Raw genomic sequence first — 17,559 nt, forward strand, 5'->3', positions numbered from 1 at the left:
AAGCGGACAGTACCCGGGGTGGTGCACCGGGCCGGACGAAGGGGTGACGGCGAACGCCCGGAGCCCTACCGGGCCGTGGGAACCGCCCCGATGAGCACCGTGCGTGCCCACTCGGGCGGGGAGTCCGGGACGTAGTACGGATCGTCCTCGTCCCGCAACCGGGGGAACAGGCCCACCACCGTCCGGCACGCCGGCTGTGCACTCGGCCAGGGGGTCTGGCCGTCCGTCAGGACCACGACGACATCGGGCCTCGGCTGCGTCCGCAGGGCCCTGGCGAAGCCCGAGCGCAGATCCGTGCCCCCGCCGCCCACCAGCGGGATTCCCTCGGCACGGCACAACGGGTGCGCGACCCTGGCCGCCGCGTCGCACGGGAGGACGGTGATCAGGTCGCGACGGCCGCCGACCGCGCGGGAGATCGCGGCGACCTCCAGGAGCGCGCTGCCCAGTTCGGTGTCGCTGACCGAAGCGGACGTGTCGATGACCACGCTGACCCGGGGCGGCCTGCGCCGCAGGCTCGGCAGAACGGCACCGGGCACACCGGCCGAGCGCCGCGAGGGGCGGCCGTACGTGTAGTCCTCGCCCGCGCCGGACCCGGAGGCGGCCGAACGGACCGCCGCACCCAGCAGCTCCCGCCACGGCTGCGGCGGGTGGAACGCCTCCTCGGCCCACCGCCGCCACCCCTTCGAGGCGCTCCCCGGACGGCCGGTGATGCCCTGCGCCACCCGGAACCGGACCGCGTCCCGTTCCTGCTCGCTCAGGCCGTGCGCGCCGTCCGGCCCCAGGTCCCACTCCCGATCCAGCCCGTCGGCGCCACTGCCACAGTCCAGCCAGGCCAGGTGCTCCGTATGCGGCCCGAGCCTGAACTGGCGCAGGTAGTCCTCCATGAGCTGCCCCTCGGGGAGCCCCAGGAAGGCCGGACCGACGGCACCCTCCGGCCGGACCAGCCCCTCGCCGAACACGTCGTCGTTGATCTCGCAGTCGGCGGCGATGTTCATCCGCAGCCGTTCGGCGGGACCGGTCAGCCCCTGCTGCCGCGCGACCCGGTCGCTGCGCCCGTGGTGGTCGCGCAGCAGGTGCGACACCTCGTGCACCCACACCCCGGCCAGTTCCTCCTCCGGGGTCCGGTCCACGAAGCCGGGCGAGACGTAGCACCGCCAGTGCCGGTCGACGGCCATCGTCGGTACCCGCCGCGACTCCACGACGCGCAGGGCGAACAACGCCGTCGCCAGGTAGGGGCGGGCCCGGACGGCCTGCAGCCGGGCGGCGAAGAGCTTGTCGAGGTCCAGCGCCCCCGGCGCGTCGGGTGTCATCGGCCGGCCTTCGCCGCCGCGGCTGCCCGGTCCGCGGCCCGGGTCGCCGCCCGGTCCGCCCGCCGGGACAGGGACACCGCCCCGGCGAGCTGCTCGATCGATGCCGGAACGTCCCAGTCCGCCCGGCGCAGCGAGGCGAGCGTGGTCGCCGGGACGACCACCACGTCCGGGGCACCGGTCTCCAGCGCCCGGACCAGGAGCGCCCATGCCGCATCCCAGCGGGGCTTCTCCGGACGATTGCGGACCGCCGCCACCACACCGTCGAGCACCGCCTGACGCAGATCCCCCCGCTCGGGCAGGACGGCGCCCGCCGGGTCGGCGAGCAGCGTCTCGGGGTCCGGCAGATCCATCCGGTCCAGGCTCGCCAGCAGCTCCAGCCCCGGACCGTCCCCCACGGTGCCCCGGACCAGCAGGGCGAGCACGTCCCTGGAGGAGCCGGCCGCGGTCGCGAACGCGATCAGACACAGGGTCATGTCCCAGCTCCGGGGCGACGGCCAGGGACCGCCCCGGCGCGTCTCACCGCTGGGCAGCCGGTGCACGAGTGCCGGGCGGGAGGCGAGGAGCCCGCACACCGCGCGACGGGCGAAGTCCACGGCCTCCGGCAGCCGTTCGGGGTCGAGCCGGGGCAGTGTGGCCCGGGGCCAGGTCCCGCCGAGGCCGCGCACCACCACCTCGTGGTCGTGGGTCCACTGCAGATGCACGAACCGGTTGGCCAGCGGCGGGCTCAGCTCCCAGCCGTCGGCCGCCGAGGAACGCGGATTGGCCGCGGCCACGATCCGTACCCCGGGCGGCAGTTGCAGGGCGCCGATCCGCCGCTCCAGCACGAGACGGAGCAGGGCGGCCTGAACGGCCGGCGGCGCGGTGGACAGCTCGTCCAGGAACAGCAGCCCCCGGCCCGCCCGCACCAGCCGCACCGCCCAGTCCGGCGGCGCCATCGGCACGCCCTGCCCAGCGGGGTCGTCCCCCACGATGGGCAGCCCCGAGAAGTCGGACGGCTCATGGACGCTGGCGATGACCGTGGTCAGCGGAAGATCCAGGGACACGGCGAGCTGGGTGAGCGCGGCGGTCTTGCCGATGCCGGGCTCGCCCCACAGGAGTACGGGCAGATCGGCGGCCACGGCCAGGGTCAGGGCCTCCAGCTGGATGTCGGGACGGGGTTCGGTGGTGGTGTCGCGCAGCAGGGCCGTCAGCTCACCGGCGATGTCGAGCTGGGAGGCGCGGTCCTGGCCGGAGGAAGGGGCGGACGTGACGAAAGGGGTGCGTGTGAGCATGTCTGAATCACCTGTGGGTTCGTGGTGGGGCATACGCGAGAAGTGAGGAATTCCGGTCGGTGCCGGACTGCGCACCGACTGCGGACGGCATGCGAGCTGCGGGCCGGTGACGGACCGTGTGTCAGCGACGGACCGCGTGGCGCGGGTGCGAGCGGCGGTCACGGGGCCGGCGGCGGTACGGGTGGAGGCGGTCGGGCCCTTCGACCAGGCCCGCCCGGAACAGCCCGTACGTGATCCGCTGCCGCGCGGCCTCCTCCAGCTCGTCCCGCAGTTCGCCGCTGCGCAGCAGCGCACCGGGGCCCAGCAGACCCTCGACGACGGCCAGCGCACCGGTGATGTCGCCGTGGTCCAGGCGTTCGCGCACACCGGTGAGGCAGTCCGGACGGCGGTGCGCCTCGTCGATGGCCTGGAGGCAGGGCAGCGGAGTGCCGCTCAGCGCGACCAGCAGCTCCTCCCGGCGGATCTCGGCCGGGTCGTGGTCCAGCGGGGCCAGCACCCCGTCGACCAGGCCGATCCGGTGCAGGGCTCCCCGGCATTCCACGAGGCGTGGCTGTCCCGCCCGGTCCTGGGCCGGTGCCGGACCGGGCGGGACGTCCGATGCCAGCGCCGCGACGACCAGCGGATGGAGCCGCCCGGCCTCGATCGACCCGGTACGGATCAGATCGAGGTCGGGCAGCACCCAGGTCGCCGCGTCGGGCAGCACCGGCAGCGCACAGGCGCCACCGCCCGTGGCCGTGGTGGCGGCCGCGATCCGCAACGCGGGCGGCCCGGGGCCGTCCCCCTCGGGCACCAGGTCCAGCAGCAGCCGGTGCCGGGCCCCGAACCGCACGGCGACGGTCCCGGCGGACCGCCCCTCGGCCCGGAGCAGGATCTCCGCCTCGTCCGCCCACCGGTCGACGGCGCAGCGACGGGCGGGCGGCACCAGCTCCAGCACTTCGGGAGGCACCGCGACTCGGCGGCCGGCGGGCGGCCCGTCGGCCCCGGACCGGGACCGCAGCTCGTCGGCCCTGCGCGCATCCCAGAGATGGCGGTGCAGGTCGAGGCGGAACCGGGGGTTCGGGCGGTGGTGCGGATGGCGGCGGGCCTCGGTGCCGGACTCCGGTCCGTCCCACAGCGCGAGCCCGATCCGCTGACCGGCATCCGCCCAGGCGGGCGGGGTCCGGACCACCAGACGCACCGGGCGCACACCGCCGGGCCCCTCGGTGTCGTACCGGGCCAGGGTGACCGTCAGCCCCGGGCGCAGCAGCCCGTGCGGAGAGATCCTCGGCAGGTGCCAGCGCAACAGGTCAGGGGCCAGATGGCGCAGATCGTCCCGGATCCGGGACGCGAGTTCTCGCCCGTGGGTACGTGCCACGGACCGTGGGCTGAGATCGACGTCGACACCCGCGGCGGCGCATGCCCCCGCCCAGTCGCCGACATGACGGCGGGCGGTCGCGGTCTCGATCATGGAGGGCGGCACGGCGAACTCTCGCACGCGCAGCCAGAAGGACAGGCGGGAATCCCTGTTCGCGTCTTGAGTGAGCATCAGCACTCACCTTGCGCGGACGGGGCCCCCAATCTGTTGGCAGAGTGAGTTGTCATCGCGGGGCAGCGTAGCTCCCCGTCTCCCCGAATGCCAGGTGTATTCGGGCCGCCCTTCCCCCCCTGTGCGACTGGGCGGGGGCCACGGCCCTTCGTGCGGAGGTCAGGCGGCGGGATTCGAACCGAACGGCGGGCGCTCGCCGCTGAGTTCCTCCGGGCTGCGGCGCGCGGCGACCAGGAGCGTGACGGCCGTGCCCACCGCCGCCCACGCGGACAGCACCAGCAGGGAGCCGGTGACCGCGTTGCCCCTGAAGTAGGCGATCGAGCGGGCCACCCAGGTGCCCGCCCCGGGCGGCAGCGCGGGGCCGATCGCCCGCCAGAAGTCCGGGAGCATCGGCAGCGGGTAGGCGCCGCCGGCGCTCGGGTTGCCCGCGATCACCACGATCAGGACGGCCAGGCCGATGCCGACGATGCCGGTGACGGCCTGGAGGGCGAGGGTGATCATGCCGACCGCGAAGACGGTCAGCGCGCCCAGGCCCGACAGGCCCCAGAAGCTTCCGGGCAGGGCGCCGAGGATCGGGCCGATGATGATCGCGCCGCCGATCCCGCCCACGATCGAGTACAGCGCCATGACACCGGTCCGGATCACCGCGCGCTGTCGGTTGGCGGGTTTGGCGCCCGCGCTGATCGCCAGGATCGAGGCGCAGAGGTAGCCGCCGACGCACCAGCCGACGACCAGGTAGAACGACGAGATCCCGTTGAAGTCCTGGTCGGAGGCGGGGGCCAGGTCCACGGTCCGTACCGTGCGCTGCTGGGTCCGGTCGACCTCCGTGATGATCTTCGTCAGGGTGGTGGCCAGCGAGGTGCCGCCGCCGGAGGCGACCAGCACGGTGTCGGTCGTGCCCTCGGGGCTGACGATCAGGGCGCCGTCGATCCTGCGGTCGAGGATCTGCTCGCGGGCGGTGGCCGCGTCGGCGAGCGTGCGGGGGTCCAGCGGGCCGCCGGGGAGATTCTTCAGCTCGGTGAGGAGCTGTGCGGAGATCTGCCGGGGTGCGACGAGGCCGAAGGGCACGTCCGTCGGCCTCGGCTTGTGCAGCGCCCCGACGTAGGACGCGATGAACAGCAACTGCAGTCCGAGCACACCGATGACGAGCAGTGCGGCCCGTGGAGTGACGGCGTTCTTCACCTCGTCGACGAAAGTCATGCCCCCACGCTCCGGGGCGCCGGTTGTTCGTGCAGGCGGGGCAGGGCCGAATGGCTGATCGGATCCCTCGCGGGCCGCCGGTCCGGGGCGAGGGAGGTCCCGCGTTCCTGCTATCGCACGAATGTTCGAAACTTGGTCTATGGTGGAGACAAGGGGGTGGTGAGTACGGATCGGTCCAGGAGGTGCAGATGCCCGGGTTCACGCATCTGCATACCGTTTCCGGGTTCTCCCTGCGGTACGGGGCATCGCACCCGGAGCGGCTGGCGGAGCGCGCCGCCCAGCGGGGGATGGACGCGCTGGCGCTGACCGACCGCGACACCCTCGCGGGCACGGTCCGCTTCGCCAGGGCCTGCGAGAAGGCCGGGATACGGCCGCTCTTCGGGGTGGAGCTCGCGGTGGGATCCGCGACGGCGGAGCGAACGGGCGGGCCCGCGCAGCGGCTGCGGACCCCGGTCCGCGGCGGCGCCTTCATCGACGAATCCGCACCCCGGGTCACCTTCCTCGCCCGGGACGGCGCCCGGGGCTGGGCGGAGCTGTGCCGCCTCGTCACCGCCGCCCACGCCCCCGCGCCCGACGGCGCCGGACAGCCCCTGGTCGGCCGGGCCGAACTGCCCGCCGAAGGGCTCACCGTGCTGCTCGGCCCCGCCTCCGACGTCGGCAGGGCGCTGGCCGCCGGCCGCCCGGACCGGGCCGCCGCGCTGCTCGCCGGCTGGCGCGAGATCTACGGTGACGACCTGCGCCTCGAAGCCGTCCACCACGGGCGGGAAGGCGCCGGCCCCGGTTCGCTGCGGCTCGCCGCCCGTACCGTCGGCCTCGCCGCCGAGCAGGGGGTGCGGGCCGTGCTGACCAACGCGGTCCGGTACGCCGACGCCGGGCAGGGCCCGGTCGCCGATGTGCTCGACGCGGCCCGTCGGCTGGTCCCCGTCGACCCCCGCCGGGCCCCGCTCGACAGTGGGGAGCGCTGGCTGAAGGACGCCCGCGCGATGGCGGACACCGCGGAGCGGATCGCCACGGCTGCCGGTCTCGGCAAGGGCGCCGGGGCGCGGCTGCTCGCGGAGACCCGGCGCACCGCCGACGCCTGCGTCGTCGACCCCGAGGGTGACCTCGGTCTCGGCGCCGTCCACTTCCCCGAAGCGGAGCTCGTCGGCGCCGGGCGGCGCACCGCCCAGCGGGTACTGGCCTCCCGCGCCGCCGCCGGCATGGTGCTGCGCGGCTACGACCGCAGGCGCGACTACTGGGAGCGGATGCACCAGGAACTGGACATCATCGCCCACCACGGCTTCGCCTCCTATTTCCTGACAGTCGCTCAAGTGGTGGACGACGTACGGGAGATGAAGGTACGGGTCGCCGCCCGGGGCTCCGGGGCGGGATCCCTGATCAACCATCTCCTCGGGATCGCGCACGCCGACCCGGTCGAGCACGGGCTGCTGATGGAGCGCTTCCTGTCCAGGCGCCGCTTCGTGCTGCCCGACATCGACATCGACGTGGAGTCCGCCCGCAGGCTCGACGTCTACCGCGCGATCATCGGACGCTTCGGCACCGAGCGGGTCGCGACCGTCGCCATGCCCGAGACCTACCGGGTGCGCCACGCCATCCGTGACGTGGGTGCCGCGCTCTCCATGGACCCGGCCGAGACCGACCGGCTCGCCAAGGCATTCCCGCACATCCGGGCCCGCGACGCCCGCGCGGCCATGGAGGAACTGCCCGAACTGCGCGAAGTGGCACGGGAGAAGGACCGGTACGGACGGCTCTGGGAGCTGGTGGAGGCGCTGGACGCACTGCCGCGCGGCATCGCCATGCACCCGTGCGGGGTGCTCCTGTCGGACGCCACGCTGCTGCGCCGGGTGCCCACCGTGCCCACCAGCGGCGACGGCTTCCCGATGGTGCAGTTCGACAAGGAGGACGTGGAGGAGCTGGGGCTGCTCAAGCTCGATGTGCTGGGTGTGCGGATGCAGTCGGCGATGGCGCACGCGGTCGCGGAGATCGGGCGGGCCTCGGGGCGGGCCGTGGACCTGGACGCGGTGGAGCCGGACGACCCGGAGACGTACCGGTTGATCAGGAGCGCCGAGACGCTGGGCTGCTTCCAGATCGAGTCGCCGGGCCAGCGCGACCTGGTCGGCAGGCTCCAGCCGGCCGGCTTCCACGACCTGGTGGTCGACATCTCGCTGTTCCGCCCCGGGCCGGTCGCCGCCGACATGGTGCGGCCGTTCATCGAGGCCCGGCACGGCCGGGCCCCCGTGCGCTACCCGCACCCCGATCTGGAAGGACCGCTGCGCGAGACGTACGGAGTGGTCGTCTTCCACGAGCAGATCATCGAGATGGTCGACATCATGACCGGCTGCGGCCGGGACGAGGCCGACCGGGTGCGGCGCGGACTCTCCGACCCCGGATCGCAGGACCGGATCAAGGTGTGGTTCGCGCAGCGGGCGGCGGAGAGGAAGTACGGCGCCGAAGCGATCGCCCGGACCTGGGAGATCATCGAGGCGTTCGGCAGCTACGGCTTCTGCAAGGCGCACGCGGTCGCCTTCGCCGTGCCGACGTACCAGTCGGCCTGGCTCAAGGCTCACCACCCGGCCGCCTTCTACGCCGGGCTGCTCACCCATGACCCGGGGATGTACCCGAAGCGGCTGCTGCTCGCGGACGCGCGGCGGCGCGGGGTGCCGGTGCTGGGACTGGACGTCAACAGGTCGGCGGCCATTCATAGAATCGAACTGGTGTCCGATGGTGAGGGTGGAAAGGGTGTCTGGGGGGTGCGGCTCGCGCTCTCGGACGTCCACGGCATCGGCGCGGCCGAGGTCGCCCGGATCGAGGCCGGACAGCCCTACACCTCGCTGCTCGACTTCTGGCAGCGCGCCAGGCCGGGCAGGCCGGCCGCCGAACGGCTGGCCCGGGTAGGCGCGTTGGACGCGTTCGGCGCCAACCGGCGCGATCTGCTGCTGCACCTGTCCGAACTGCACCGCGCCCAGCGGGGCACGGGCTCCAGCGGCGGACCGGGCGGGCAGCTGCCGCTCGGCGGCGGACACCGGACCGGCTCCATCGGCCTGCCCGACCTCGACGAGACGGAACGGCTCAGCGCCGAGCTGGGCGTCCTGAGCATGGACGTCTCCCGCCACCTGATGGACGATCACCACGTCTTCCTGAAGGAGCTCGGTGTGGTCCTCGCCAACCGGCTGCGCGAGGCACGGCACGGGGACACCGTGCTGGTCGCGGGCGCCAAGGCGGCCACCCAGACCCCGCCGGTCCGCTCCGGCCGCCGGGTCGTCTTCACCACCCTGGACGACGGCACGGGCCTGGTCGACCTGGCCTTCTTCGACGACAGCCACGCCGCCTGCGCGCACACCGTCTTCCACTCCTGGCTGCTGCTGGTGCGCGGAGTGGTGCAGCGCCGCGGACCGCGGAGCCTGAGCGTGGTCGGCGCGGCCGCCTGGAACCTGGCGGAGCTGGCCGAGCTGCGGCGTACCGGCGGACTCGACGCGGTCGCGGACCGGCTGGCGGAGGAACCCCGGGCCGAGGAGGCCGGGAAGGCCGGCCCCGCCGGCAACGGCCGCCGCATCCAGCTGCCCACCGGATACGAGATGAACCCCTGGTCCGACCTCCAGCCGCCCGGCGAAGGCATCGCAACCGGCAGGAAGTTGTACCACCAGAGCCCGGGGAGCGCGGGATGAGCGCCGCACCCGAGGTCCCGGGCATCCTGTACCTGCGGTTCCGCAAGGTCGGCGGCGGCCTCCCGGACAGCGCCGGTTACGAAGGGCTGCTCGCCCTGCTCGGCGCGTTCACCCCGGTGGTCGAGGCGGCCCCGCCCGACGGGGCGCTCGTCGATGTGCGCGGCGCGCTGCGCTACTTCGGGCTGGACGTGCGGGGGCTGGCATCGGTGATCCGGATCCGCGCGCTCGCCCTGCACGGCGTGGACTGCGCCGTCGGGGCGGCGGAGAACCCGATGCTGGCCAGGGCGGCGGCCCGGCGGGCCGCGCCCGGGACGACCTTCGTGGTGCCCGGGGGCGGGGGAGCGGAGTTCCTCGCGGACCGGCCGGCCGCGGCACTGGACGGCGTCGGCGCGGCGACGGCCCGCACCCTGTGCGAGTACGGGCTCGACTCCGTCGGCCGGATCGCGGCGGCCCCGCTCGGCACCCTCCAGCGGATCACCGGCGTACGGACCGGACGCGAACTGTGGGAGCGGGCGCGCGGTATCGACCGCACGGCGGTCGTGCCGGGCGCCGCGGCCCGGTCGATCGCCGCCGAACGGTCCTTCCCCCGCGACGAACTGGACCGGGAACGGCAGCGCCGCGCACTCATGTCGCTCACCGAGGAGCTGGGGGCCAGGATGCGCGGGGACGGGCAGGTCTGCCGCGGCCTCGCGGTCTCCGTGCGCTACGCCGACCGGACCGGATACTCGACGCTGACCCGCAGCCGTACGCTCCAGGAACCCACCGCCCACTCCGCGGCGCTCACCGCACTCGCGTACCGGATCCATGACTCGTTCGCCCTGCAGCGGGCCCGGGTACGGGGGATCGCGCTGCGCGCGGAGGGGCTGATGGAGAGCGAGCGGGCCGCGCACCAGCTGTCGTTCGACCCGGTGGACGAGAGGGCCCGCCGGATCGAGGCGGTGGCGGACCGGCTGCGGGCCAGGTTCGGCCCGCAGGCCGTGATGCCGGGAAGGCTCGCGGCCTGATCACTCCTTCGGGCCCGCCCGACTGATGGATCATCACTTTTTACCGACGCGTAACTTCCCAGGCCACCCTACTCACGCGTAATTTGGCCCGGGAACACGGATGAATCAGCAGTCAGACCCGTGGTCCGGGCCGCAGGGTGCACAGACATCGCAACTCCCTTGATCCGCAAGGAGACCACACGATGCTGCCCTGGACACGTGCGTCGCGCACCCCACGCGCGCGAAGAGCTCTTGCCGCACTGCTCCTCGCCGTCGCCGCAGCCGCCACCCCCACCGCCGCTGCCGCCGCGGCCACCCCCACCGCCGCCGCAGCCACCTCCCGCGGCTGGAACGACTATTCCTGCAAGCCGTCCGCGGCCCACCCCCGCCCCGTCGTCCTGGTCCACGGAACCTTCGGGAACTCGATCGACAACTGGCTGGTCCTCGCCCCCTACCTGGTCAACCGGGGCTACTGCGTCTACTCGCTCGACTACGGGCAACTGCCCGGCGTGCCGCTCTTCAACGGACTCGGCCCGGTCGACAGGTCGGCCGGCCAGCTCTCCTCGTTCGTCGACAAGGTGCTCGCCGCCACCGGCGCGGACAAGGCCGACCTGGTGGGCCACTCGCAGGGCGGCATGATGCCGAACTACTACCTGAAGTTCCTCGGCGGGGCCGCCAAGGTGAACGCCATGATCGGGATCGCGCCCGACAACCACGGCACCACCCTGCTCGGTCTGACGAAGCTGCTGCCGTACTTCCCGGGAGCCGAGGACCTGCTGAACGCCAACACCCCCGGCCTCGCCGACCAGGTGGCGGGCTCCCCGTTCATCACCAAGCTCAACTCGCTCCCCGACACCGTGCCCGGAGTGCACTACACCGTCATCGCGACCAGGTACGACGAGGTCGTGACCCCGTACCGCACACAGTTCCTGGACGGGCCGGACGTGCGCAACGTCCTGCTCCAGGACCTGTGCCCGGTCGACCTCTCCGAGCACGTGGCGATCGGCACCGTCGACCGGGTCGCCTACCACGAGGTGGCGAACGCCCTGGACCCGGCGCACGCCACCCGCACCACCTGCGCCTCGGCCGTCGGGTAGCCGTCGGGCCGCGCTAGCCGCGGTAGGAGGGGTCCGGGGCCGCCCGGACCCCTCGTACCGCGGAGTCCGGGCGGGTCCCGGTCGGTGCATCCTTCGTACCGCTGTCGGCGGCGACTGGCACGATCTACTCATGACGACGATCGACTGGGACTCCGCAGCCGACTCCTTCGACGAGGAACCCGACCACGGGCTGCTCGACCCGGTGGTCCGGCACGCCTGGGCGCAGCGGTTGGAGAGCTGGCTGCCCGACGGGCGCTCCGAGGTGCTCGACCTGGGGTGCGGCACCGGAAGCCTGGCGCTGCTCGTCGCCGGGCAGGGCCATCGGGTCACCGCCGTCGACCGCTCCCCGCGCATGGTGGAGCAGGCCCGGACCAAGCTCGCCGGGACGGGCACCGCGGTCCTGCTCGGGGACGCGGCCCGGCCACCGGTCGGCAATCAGCGGTTCGACGTGATCATGGTCAGACATGTGGTGTGGCTGCTGCCCGACCCGGCGGCGGCCCTGCGCCACTGGTTCACCCTGCTGCAGCCCGGTGGCCGGCTGATCCTGATCGAGGGCGTCTGGAACGGTGTCGGCCTCTCCGCCGGGCAACTGACCGTCCTGCTCTCGGAGTTCACCGAACGCGTCCACCACGAGCGGCTCTCCGGCGATCCCGATCTGTGGGGCAGGCGGGTCGACGACGAGCGCTACGCCCTGGTGGCCCGCGCCGAACCGCCGCACCGGCACACCGAGGTCGTCGACGTCCACCTGATCCTCCGCCGCGGCCCCGAGGTCCTGCTCGCCCGCCGGGCCGGCACGGGATACGCGGACGGGCTGTTCAACGCCCCGTCCGGACACGTCGAGGACGGTGAGGACGTCCGCGAGGCGATGATCCGCGAGGCGGCCGAGGAGATCGGTGTCGAACTGGACCCGGACGAGCTGCGGGTCGCCCTGGTCATGCAGCACCGGGGCCCCGGCGGCGCTCCCAGGACGGGGTGGTTCTTCGAGGCGGAGTACGACCCCGACCGCCCGCCGTACAACCGCGAACCGGACAAGTGCTCCGAGCTGGCCTGGTTCCCGCTGGACGCCCTCCCGGACGATGCCGTCGCCTACTGCCGGGCCGGGATCGAGGGCTACCGGGCGGGGGAGCGCTTCCTGATCCACTGGCACGAGGACGGCGACACCGTGGCGTACGAGCCGGACGGCGTCCGCCGCGCCGTTCCGCTGCCCGCCGCCCGGACCGGCACCGGCGGGGTGCACCACATCGAGCTGTGGGTGCCCGATCTGGCGGTGGCCGAGCGGGGGTGGGGCTGGCTCCTGGGCGAGCTGGGCCATGTCCCGTACCAGCGCTGGGAACACGGCCGCAGCTGGCGGCGCGGCGACAGCTATGTCGTGGTCGAGCAGTCACCCGATCTGAGCCCGGGCCCGCACGACCGGCGCCGCCCCGGGCTCAACCACCTCGCGTTCCACGTCCGCGACCGCGCCACCCTCGACGCCCTGGTGGAAAGAGCCCCGGAGCACGGCTGGCGGCCGCTCTTCCCGGACCGCTACCCGCACGCGGGCGGCGAGGCGCACATCGCCGCCTACCTGGAGGACGCCGCCGGGTACGAGGTGGAGCTGGTCGCCGGAGTCCAGGAGCCCCGCCCGGTACCGGAGGAACCGGCGCCGTACACCGATGTGTGGGCACGGCGCCGGGACTGACCGGCGGTTCGGGCGCCGGTCGGCCGGCGCCCCGTCAGAGGACCGGGATGCGGTTCCAGGGCCGGGCGGACTCGATGGCCTGCGCGACACGGAACACCGTGCTGTCGTCATAGGTGCGTCCGACTACCTGCACCCCCGTCGGTACGCCGTTCGAGGCGAAGCCGGACGGCACGCTCAGCACCGGGCACCGGCTGGCTATGTTGAACGGTGCGGTCATCGCGGATTCCAGATAGAAGTCCAGTTCGACGCCGTTGATCACGACCTTGGTCGAGAGGTGGTCGTCGTCCGCCGCGAGCGCCGGGACGGCGGTCGTCGGGCACAGCAGGACGTCGTAGCGGTCCAGCAGCACACCGAGCGTCGTCTGCACCCCGGCTTCGAGCTCGAGGCCCCGGAGGAAACTGCCGGGCTCGCGGACAGCCTCGTTGGCCTGCCGGGCGAAGTCGAGCGCGTACGTGGTGAGCAGGTCACCGTGGTCGGCGGCGACCGAAGCGATGTACGGGCCGAAGATGGAGCCGAAATGGATCATCGCGGCCCGCATCACGTCCGCCCGCATGATGGGGACCTCCACCTCCTCGACGACGGCACCGGCCGCGCGCAACGCCTCCGCGACCGCACGGGTGTTGGCCTCGACCTCGGGATCGACCGGCCAGTCCCCGAGGGTGACCGAGAGCGCCACCCGCAGGCCCTCGACGCTCTCGAACCGCTCGGGCAGGACGATCTTGGGCCGCAGCGAGACGGCGTCCAGCGGATGGGGCCCCGCGATGACGTTCTCCAGCAAGGCGCAGTCGGCGACGGTACGCGCCATCGGGCCGTCGTGGCAGTACGTGTCGAGGTTGAAGGGCGGCATCGACGGCACGCGCCCGTAGGGCGGCTTGAAGCCGACCGTGCCCGTGTTCGAAGCGGGGATGCGGATCGAGCCGCCGATGTCGGAGCCGGTCGCCAGCGTCGTCTCGCCCGCCGCGAGCGCGGCGCCCGCACCGCCCGAGGAGCCGCCCGGCGTGAACTCCGTGTTCCACGGGTTCCGAGTGACGCCCCACAGCCGTGACTGGGTGTAACCCGCGCAGCTGAACTCCGGGGTCGTGGTCCGGGCGTGCACGATGCCGCCGGCGGCCTGGACCCGCTCGATCACCGGGTGGGTCTGCTCGGCGATCTCCTCCCGGAACGCCAGCGAGCCGTCCGTGCTGAGACGTCCCGCGATGGGCTGCTCCTCCTTCGTCGCGACGGCCAGGCCCTCCAGCGCGCGGGGCGCCTCGCCCTTGCCCCCGTAGCGGGCCTCGGCCTCGCGGGCGGCGGCGAGCGCCTCCTCGAAGGTCTGCTCGGCCAGGGCGTTGATCTTCGGCTCGACGGCTTCCGCACGCGCGATGACCGCGGACATCAGCTCGACCGGTGAGAGAGAGCGGTCACGGAAGCGGCGCAGGGCCTCGGTGGCGGACAGATGGGCGAGGTCGGTGAGGTCGGTCATACGAGGGTCCTTTGCGCTGAGGCGGAGAGGTGTGGGAGTCGCCCACGGGGTGCTCGGTGGCCGGCTGCACGGCCGTCAGGAGGCGGAGTACACCCGCGATCCCCCCACGTAGGTCTGCAGGACCCGGGCGGTGTGGATCTCCTCGGCCGGCTCGGTGAAGATGTCCCGGTCGAGGACCACCAGGTCGGCCAGGTGGCCCGGCTGCAGCGTTCCGGCGTCGTCCGTGCCGTTGACGTGGGCCGAGCCCGCGGTGTACGAGGCGACGGCGGTGGCGAGGTCGAGCCGCTGTTCGGGCAGGAAGACCCGGCCGTCGGTCGCGCCGGGCTGCATCCGGTTGACGGCGACATGGATTCCGGCGAGCGGGTCGGGGCTGCTCACGGACCAGTCGCTGCCCGCCGCGAGCGTGGCACCGGCCCTCAGCAGGGAACCGAAGGGGTACTGCCAGGCGGCGCGCTCGGGGCCCAGGTAGGGGATGGTCAGCTCGTCCATCTGAGGCTCGTGCGAAGCCCAGAGCGGCTGGATGTTGGCTATCGCCCCGAGCCTGGCGAAACGCGGGATGTCGTCGGGGTGGACCACCTGCAGGTGAGCGAGGTGGTGTCGGGTGGCACGGCGGCCGTTGGCGGTGCGGGCCGCCTCGACCGCGTCCAGCGCCTCGCGCACCGCGCGGTCGCCGAGAGCGTGGAAGTGGACCTGGAAGTCGAGCGCGTCGAGCTCGGTGACGTACCCGCGCAGCGCGACCGGGTCGACGAAGCTCAGGCCGCTGTTGGCGGTGGCGCAGCCGCAGCCGTCCAGGTAGGGGGTGGTCATCGCGGCGGTGAAGTTCTCCGCGATGCCGTCCTGCATGATCTTCACCGAGCCTGCCCGGAACCTGCCGTGAGCCAGCTCCTCGCGGCGGGAGACCAGCTCCGGGATCTGGTCGGAGCCCCGGGCGCGGTCCCACCAGAGCGCACCGTTGACCCGGGCGGTGAGAGTTCCCGCGCGGGCGGCGGTGAGATATGCGTCGGAGGGGTCGGGCTGGCCGTTGAACACGCCGAGCAGGGCGTCCTGCCAGCCGGTGATCCCGAGCGAGTGGAGCAGCCGCTGCGCGCGCAGCAGGCCGTCGAGGCGGTCGGCGGCGGTCTTCCTGGGCACCAGCCGGGCCACCAGAGCGGTGGCGCCTTCCTGGAGGACGCCGCTCGGCGTGCCGTCGCCCTCCCGTTCGATCCGGCCGTCGACGGGGTCCGGGGTGTCCCGGTCGATGCCCGCGAGTTCGAGCGCGCGTGTGTTGGCCCAGGCGCCGTGGTGGTCGCGGTTGACCAAGTACACCGGCCGGTCCGGCACCACCGAGTCGAGCAGCTGCCGGGTCGGAAGGCCGCCCTCGAAGCTCTCCAGGGACCAGCCGCCGCCGGTGATCCAGGTGCTGTCGGGGTGGGACCGGGCGAACTCGCGGAGGAGACGCAGGTATTCGTCGACGCCCACGGTGCCGCTGAGGTCGCACTCGGCGAGCTCCAGGCCGCCGTAGACGGCGTGGATGTGGGAATCCTGGAAGCCGGGGAGCAGCAGCTTGCCCCTGAGATCGACCACCTCGGTCCCCGGGCCGATCAGTTCCCGTACCTCGTCATGGCCGACGGCCGAGATCCGTTCCCCGGTGACGGCGAGGCTGCTCGCCCGGGTGCGGGCGGGGTCGCCGGTGTGCACGGGGCCTTGGGTGAAGACCAGATCGGCCTTGGTCATGGGAGGTACTCCTGGTGGTTCGGCGGCCCGAGCGGGACCGCTGGGGGAACGAGGTGTCACGGTCCGCACCGCGGGTGAGCGGTGCGGACGTCACACTGCGGCACCGGCCTCGTCGGTGACGGAGGGGACGCGGGCGGCGACGAAGTAGGGCGACCGACGGCGCCAGCGGGCCCACGCGGCGGCCAGCAGTCCGGAGCCGATCATCAGGACCGGGACGAGCAGCGCGAACCATCCGTTGTCGGCGGAAACCTCGAAGTGATCGGTGGAGCGGTAGAAGGTCCAGGCGAGGTAGCCGCCGGTGGCGAGCAGCGCGAGCGCGCCCAGCACCGGACCGACCACGGCGCGCAGGGCCTCCAGCGGTGAGGTGCGCAGCAGGTGGCGGAAGCGCACCGCGGCGGCCGCGGCGGTGAGGGCGTAGTAGAGGGCGACGACGATGCCGATCGCGTTGACGGAGGCGAAGATCAGATCGTTGACGGTGGGGATGACCAGGGCCAGCGTGGCGAGGGCCAGGGCGATCGCGGTGATCAGCAGGGTGCCGGCGGCGGGGGTTTTGTGCTTGGGGTGCAGCCGCGTCCAGACGGGGCCGAGAACGCCGTCGCGGCCCATCGCGTACAGCCCGCGGGCGGTGGGGATGACGGATGCCTGGAGCGATGCCACCGCGGAGAACGTGAGGGCGATGAGCGGCAGGGCGGCCAGTGGCTGCTCGGCGAGCTTGGTGCCGAAGTAGGCGAGTCCCTGCGCGCCGTTGTCGGCCAGTTCGTCCAGCGGCAGGACCCGCTGGAAGGCGGTGCCGGCGAGCAGGAAGAGGAGCAGCATGACGGTGAGCGCGATGAACCCGCCGCGGGAGGCGTCCCGCGGGTCGCCGACCTCTTCGCCGACGCTGAAGACCGATTCGAAGCCCCAGTAGCAGAAGACCGCGAGCACCATGCCCTGGGCGAGGGCGGCGGCCGAGGGGATGTCGAACGGGTTGAACCACTGGAGCGAGAAGGGCTGGTCACCGGCGAACAGGCCGTAGCCGCAGAACGCGAGCAGCACGCCGTACTCGAAGATCAGCAGGTACTTCTGCAGACGCGCCGCGAGGTCGAGCCCGCGCACCGCGACCAGCGCGGCAGCGACCAGGACGGCCATGCCGAGCAGGGTGGACTGGAAGGTGGAGTTCGGATCGAGGGTCAGGCCCCCGATGCTGTGGAGAGTGGCCTGGCCCAGCAGCTGGATGATCGCCGAGCCCGTGATCGTGGTGGTGTAGGCCATGAACACGATGGTGCCCACGACGTTGACCCAGCCGGTCAGGAAGCCCAGCCAGGGACTGAAGATGCGGCCGACCCACTGGTAACTGCTGCCCGCGTTCGGTTCGACGCGGTTGAGCCGGCCGTATCCGCCGGCTATGCCGAGCACGGGCAGGAAGGCCAGCAGCATGATCGCCGGCAGGTGCAGGCCGACGATGGTCGCCATCAGTCCGAGCCCGATGCCGATACTGCTGGTGGCCGCAGTGCTCGACGCGGCGAGGACCATGCCGTCGACGACGCCTATGGACTTGCGCATCGTGACCTGTGGGGTCTGGTCGCCGCTGGCCGGCGTGGTGCATGTGTTTTTCACTGGTACCACCAACGGTCATCGCCTGTTCAAGGGGGAGGTGGCCGGACAAGCCGGATGGC

Annotated in this window: 11 protein-coding genes; 4 read left to right on the plus strand and 7 right to left on the minus strand. The window is 73.1% G+C overall.

Annotation, left to right across the window (positions count from 1 at the left end; genetic code table 11):
• Positions 1–65: 65 nt before the first annotated feature.
• The 4 genes from OG842_RS30885 to OG842_RS30900 form a co-directional block, all read right to left on the minus strand.
• Positions 66–1,310, minus strand: coding sequence for a vWA domain-containing protein (locus OG842_RS30885; protein ID WP_266736207.1), 1,245 nt, complete (start codon positions 1,308–1,310; stop codon positions 66–68).
• Complete coding sequence (locus OG842_RS30890) at positions 1,307–2,581, minus strand: AAA family ATPase (RefSeq protein WP_266736206.1); 1,275 nt, start codon at positions 2,579–2,581, stop codon at positions 1,307–1,309. Before OG842_RS30890 ends, OG842_RS30885 begins: the two co-directional genes overlap by 4 nt.
• A gap of 121 nt (positions 2,582–2,702) precedes the next feature.
• Positions 2,703–4,106, minus strand: a complete 1,404-nt coding sequence (locus tag OG842_RS30895; protein WP_266736205.1) for a hypothetical protein — start codon at positions 4,104–4,106, stop codon at positions 2,703–2,705.
• Positions 4,107–4,265: 159 nt separating this feature from the next.
• Entirely contained in the window at positions 4,266–5,306 is a 1,041-nt protein-coding gene (locus tag OG842_RS30900; protein ID WP_266736204.1) for a DUF3533 domain-containing protein, read from the minus strand.
• Positions 5,307–5,494: 188 nt separating this feature from the next.
• On the opposite strand from OG842_RS30900, the gene OG842_RS30905 reads away from it, so the two are divergent.
• The 4 genes from OG842_RS30905 to OG842_RS30920 all read left to right on the plus strand — a co-directional run bounded on the left by OG842_RS30905 (position 5,495) and on the right by OG842_RS30920 (position 12,729).
• Complete coding sequence (locus tag OG842_RS30905; protein ID WP_266736202.1) at positions 5,495–8,971, plus strand: DNA polymerase III subunit alpha; 3,477 nt, start codon at positions 5,495–5,497, stop codon at positions 8,969–8,971.
• Complete coding sequence (locus OG842_RS30910) at positions 8,968–9,975, plus strand: DNA polymerase Y family protein (protein WP_266736200.1); 1,008 nt, start codon at positions 8,968–8,970, stop codon at positions 9,973–9,975. The genes OG842_RS30905 and OG842_RS30910 overlap by 4 nt, the downstream gene beginning before the upstream one ends.
• 182 nt (positions 9,976–10,157) lie before the next feature.
• Complete coding sequence (locus tag OG842_RS30915) at positions 10,158–11,051, plus strand: esterase/lipase family protein (protein ID WP_266736199.1); 894 nt, start codon at positions 10,158–10,160, stop codon at positions 11,049–11,051.
• Between the two features lie 130 nt (positions 11,052–11,181).
• Entirely contained in the window at positions 11,182–12,729 is a 1,548-nt protein-coding gene (locus OG842_RS30920) for a trifunctional class I SAM-dependent methyltransferase/NUDIX hydrolase/VOC family protein (protein ID WP_266736198.1), read from the plus strand.
• A 34-nt stretch (positions 12,730–12,763) separates the two neighbouring features.
• Here the strand turns inward: OG842_RS30920 and OG842_RS30925 are convergent, their stop codons facing one another.
• The 3 genes from OG842_RS30925 to OG842_RS30935 all read right to left on the minus strand — a co-directional run bounded on the left by OG842_RS30925 (position 12,764) and on the right by OG842_RS30935 (position 17,446).
• A complete protein-coding gene (locus OG842_RS30925; RefSeq protein ID WP_266736197.1) occupies positions 12,764–14,191 on the minus strand; it encodes an amidase in 1,428 nt (475 codons plus the stop codon).
• Between the two features lie 75 nt (positions 14,192–14,266).
• On the minus strand, positions 14,267–15,904 hold the full coding sequence (locus OG842_RS30930) for an amidohydrolase (protein ID WP_266736195.1): 1,638 nt from the start codon (positions 15,902–15,904) through the stop codon (positions 14,267–14,269).
• 90 nt (positions 15,905–15,994) lie between these two features.
• Positions 15,995–17,446 (minus strand): APC family permease, encoded by a 1,452-nt coding sequence (locus tag OG842_RS30935; RefSeq protein WP_266737333.1) that lies wholly within the window; start codon positions 17,444–17,446, stop codon positions 15,995–15,997.
• Positions 17,447–17,559: the final 113 nt, after the last annotated feature.

The organism is Streptomyces sp. NBC_00376 (genome assembly GCF_036077095.1).
Lineage (GTDB): Bacteria > Actinomycetota > Actinomycetes > Streptomycetales > Streptomycetaceae > Streptomyces.

Excerpts from the sequence above, each read along its gene's own strand:
- OG842_RS30920 (WP_266736198.1), top strand. The coding sequence starts at position 11,182 with ATGACGACGATCGACTGGGACTCCGCAGCCGACTCCTTCGACGAGGAA.
- OG842_RS30905 (WP_266736202.1), top strand. The coding sequence starts at position 5,495 with ATGCCCGGGTTCACGCATCTGCATACCGTTTCCGGGTTCTCCCTGCGG.
- OG842_RS30890 (WP_266736206.1), bottom strand. The coding sequence starts at position 2,581 with ATGCTCACACGCACCCCTTTCGTCACGTCCGCCCCTTCCTCCGGCCAG.
- OG842_RS30915 (WP_266736199.1), top strand. The coding sequence starts at position 10,158 with ATGCTGCCCTGGACACGTGCGTCGCGCACCCCACGCGCGCGAAGAGCT.
- OG842_RS30910 (WP_266736200.1), top strand. The coding sequence starts at position 8,968 with ATGAGCGCCGCACCCGAGGTCCCGGGCATCCTGTACCTGCGGTTCCGC.
- OG842_RS30885 (WP_266736207.1), bottom strand. The coding sequence starts at position 1,310 with ATGACACCCGACGCGCCGGGGGCGCTGGACCTCGACAAGCTCTTCGCC.
- OG842_RS30935 (WP_266737333.1), bottom strand. The coding sequence starts at position 17,446 with ATGCGCAAGTCCATAGGCGTCGTCGACGGCATGGTCCTCGCCGCGTCG.
- OG842_RS30900 (WP_266736204.1), bottom strand. The coding sequence starts at position 5,306 with ATGACTTTCGTCGACGAGGTGAAGAACGCCGTCACTCCACGGGCCGCA.
- OG842_RS30895 (WP_266736205.1), bottom strand. The coding sequence starts at position 4,106 with ATGCTCACTCAAGACGCGAACAGGGATTCCCGCCTGTCCTTCTGGCTG.
- OG842_RS30930 (WP_266736195.1), bottom strand. The coding sequence starts at position 15,904 with ATGACCAAGGCCGATCTGGTCTTCACCCAAGGCCCCGTGCACACCGGC.
- OG842_RS30925 (WP_266736197.1), bottom strand. The coding sequence starts at position 14,191 with ATGACCGACCTCACCGACCTCGCCCATCTGTCCGCCACCGAGGCCCTG.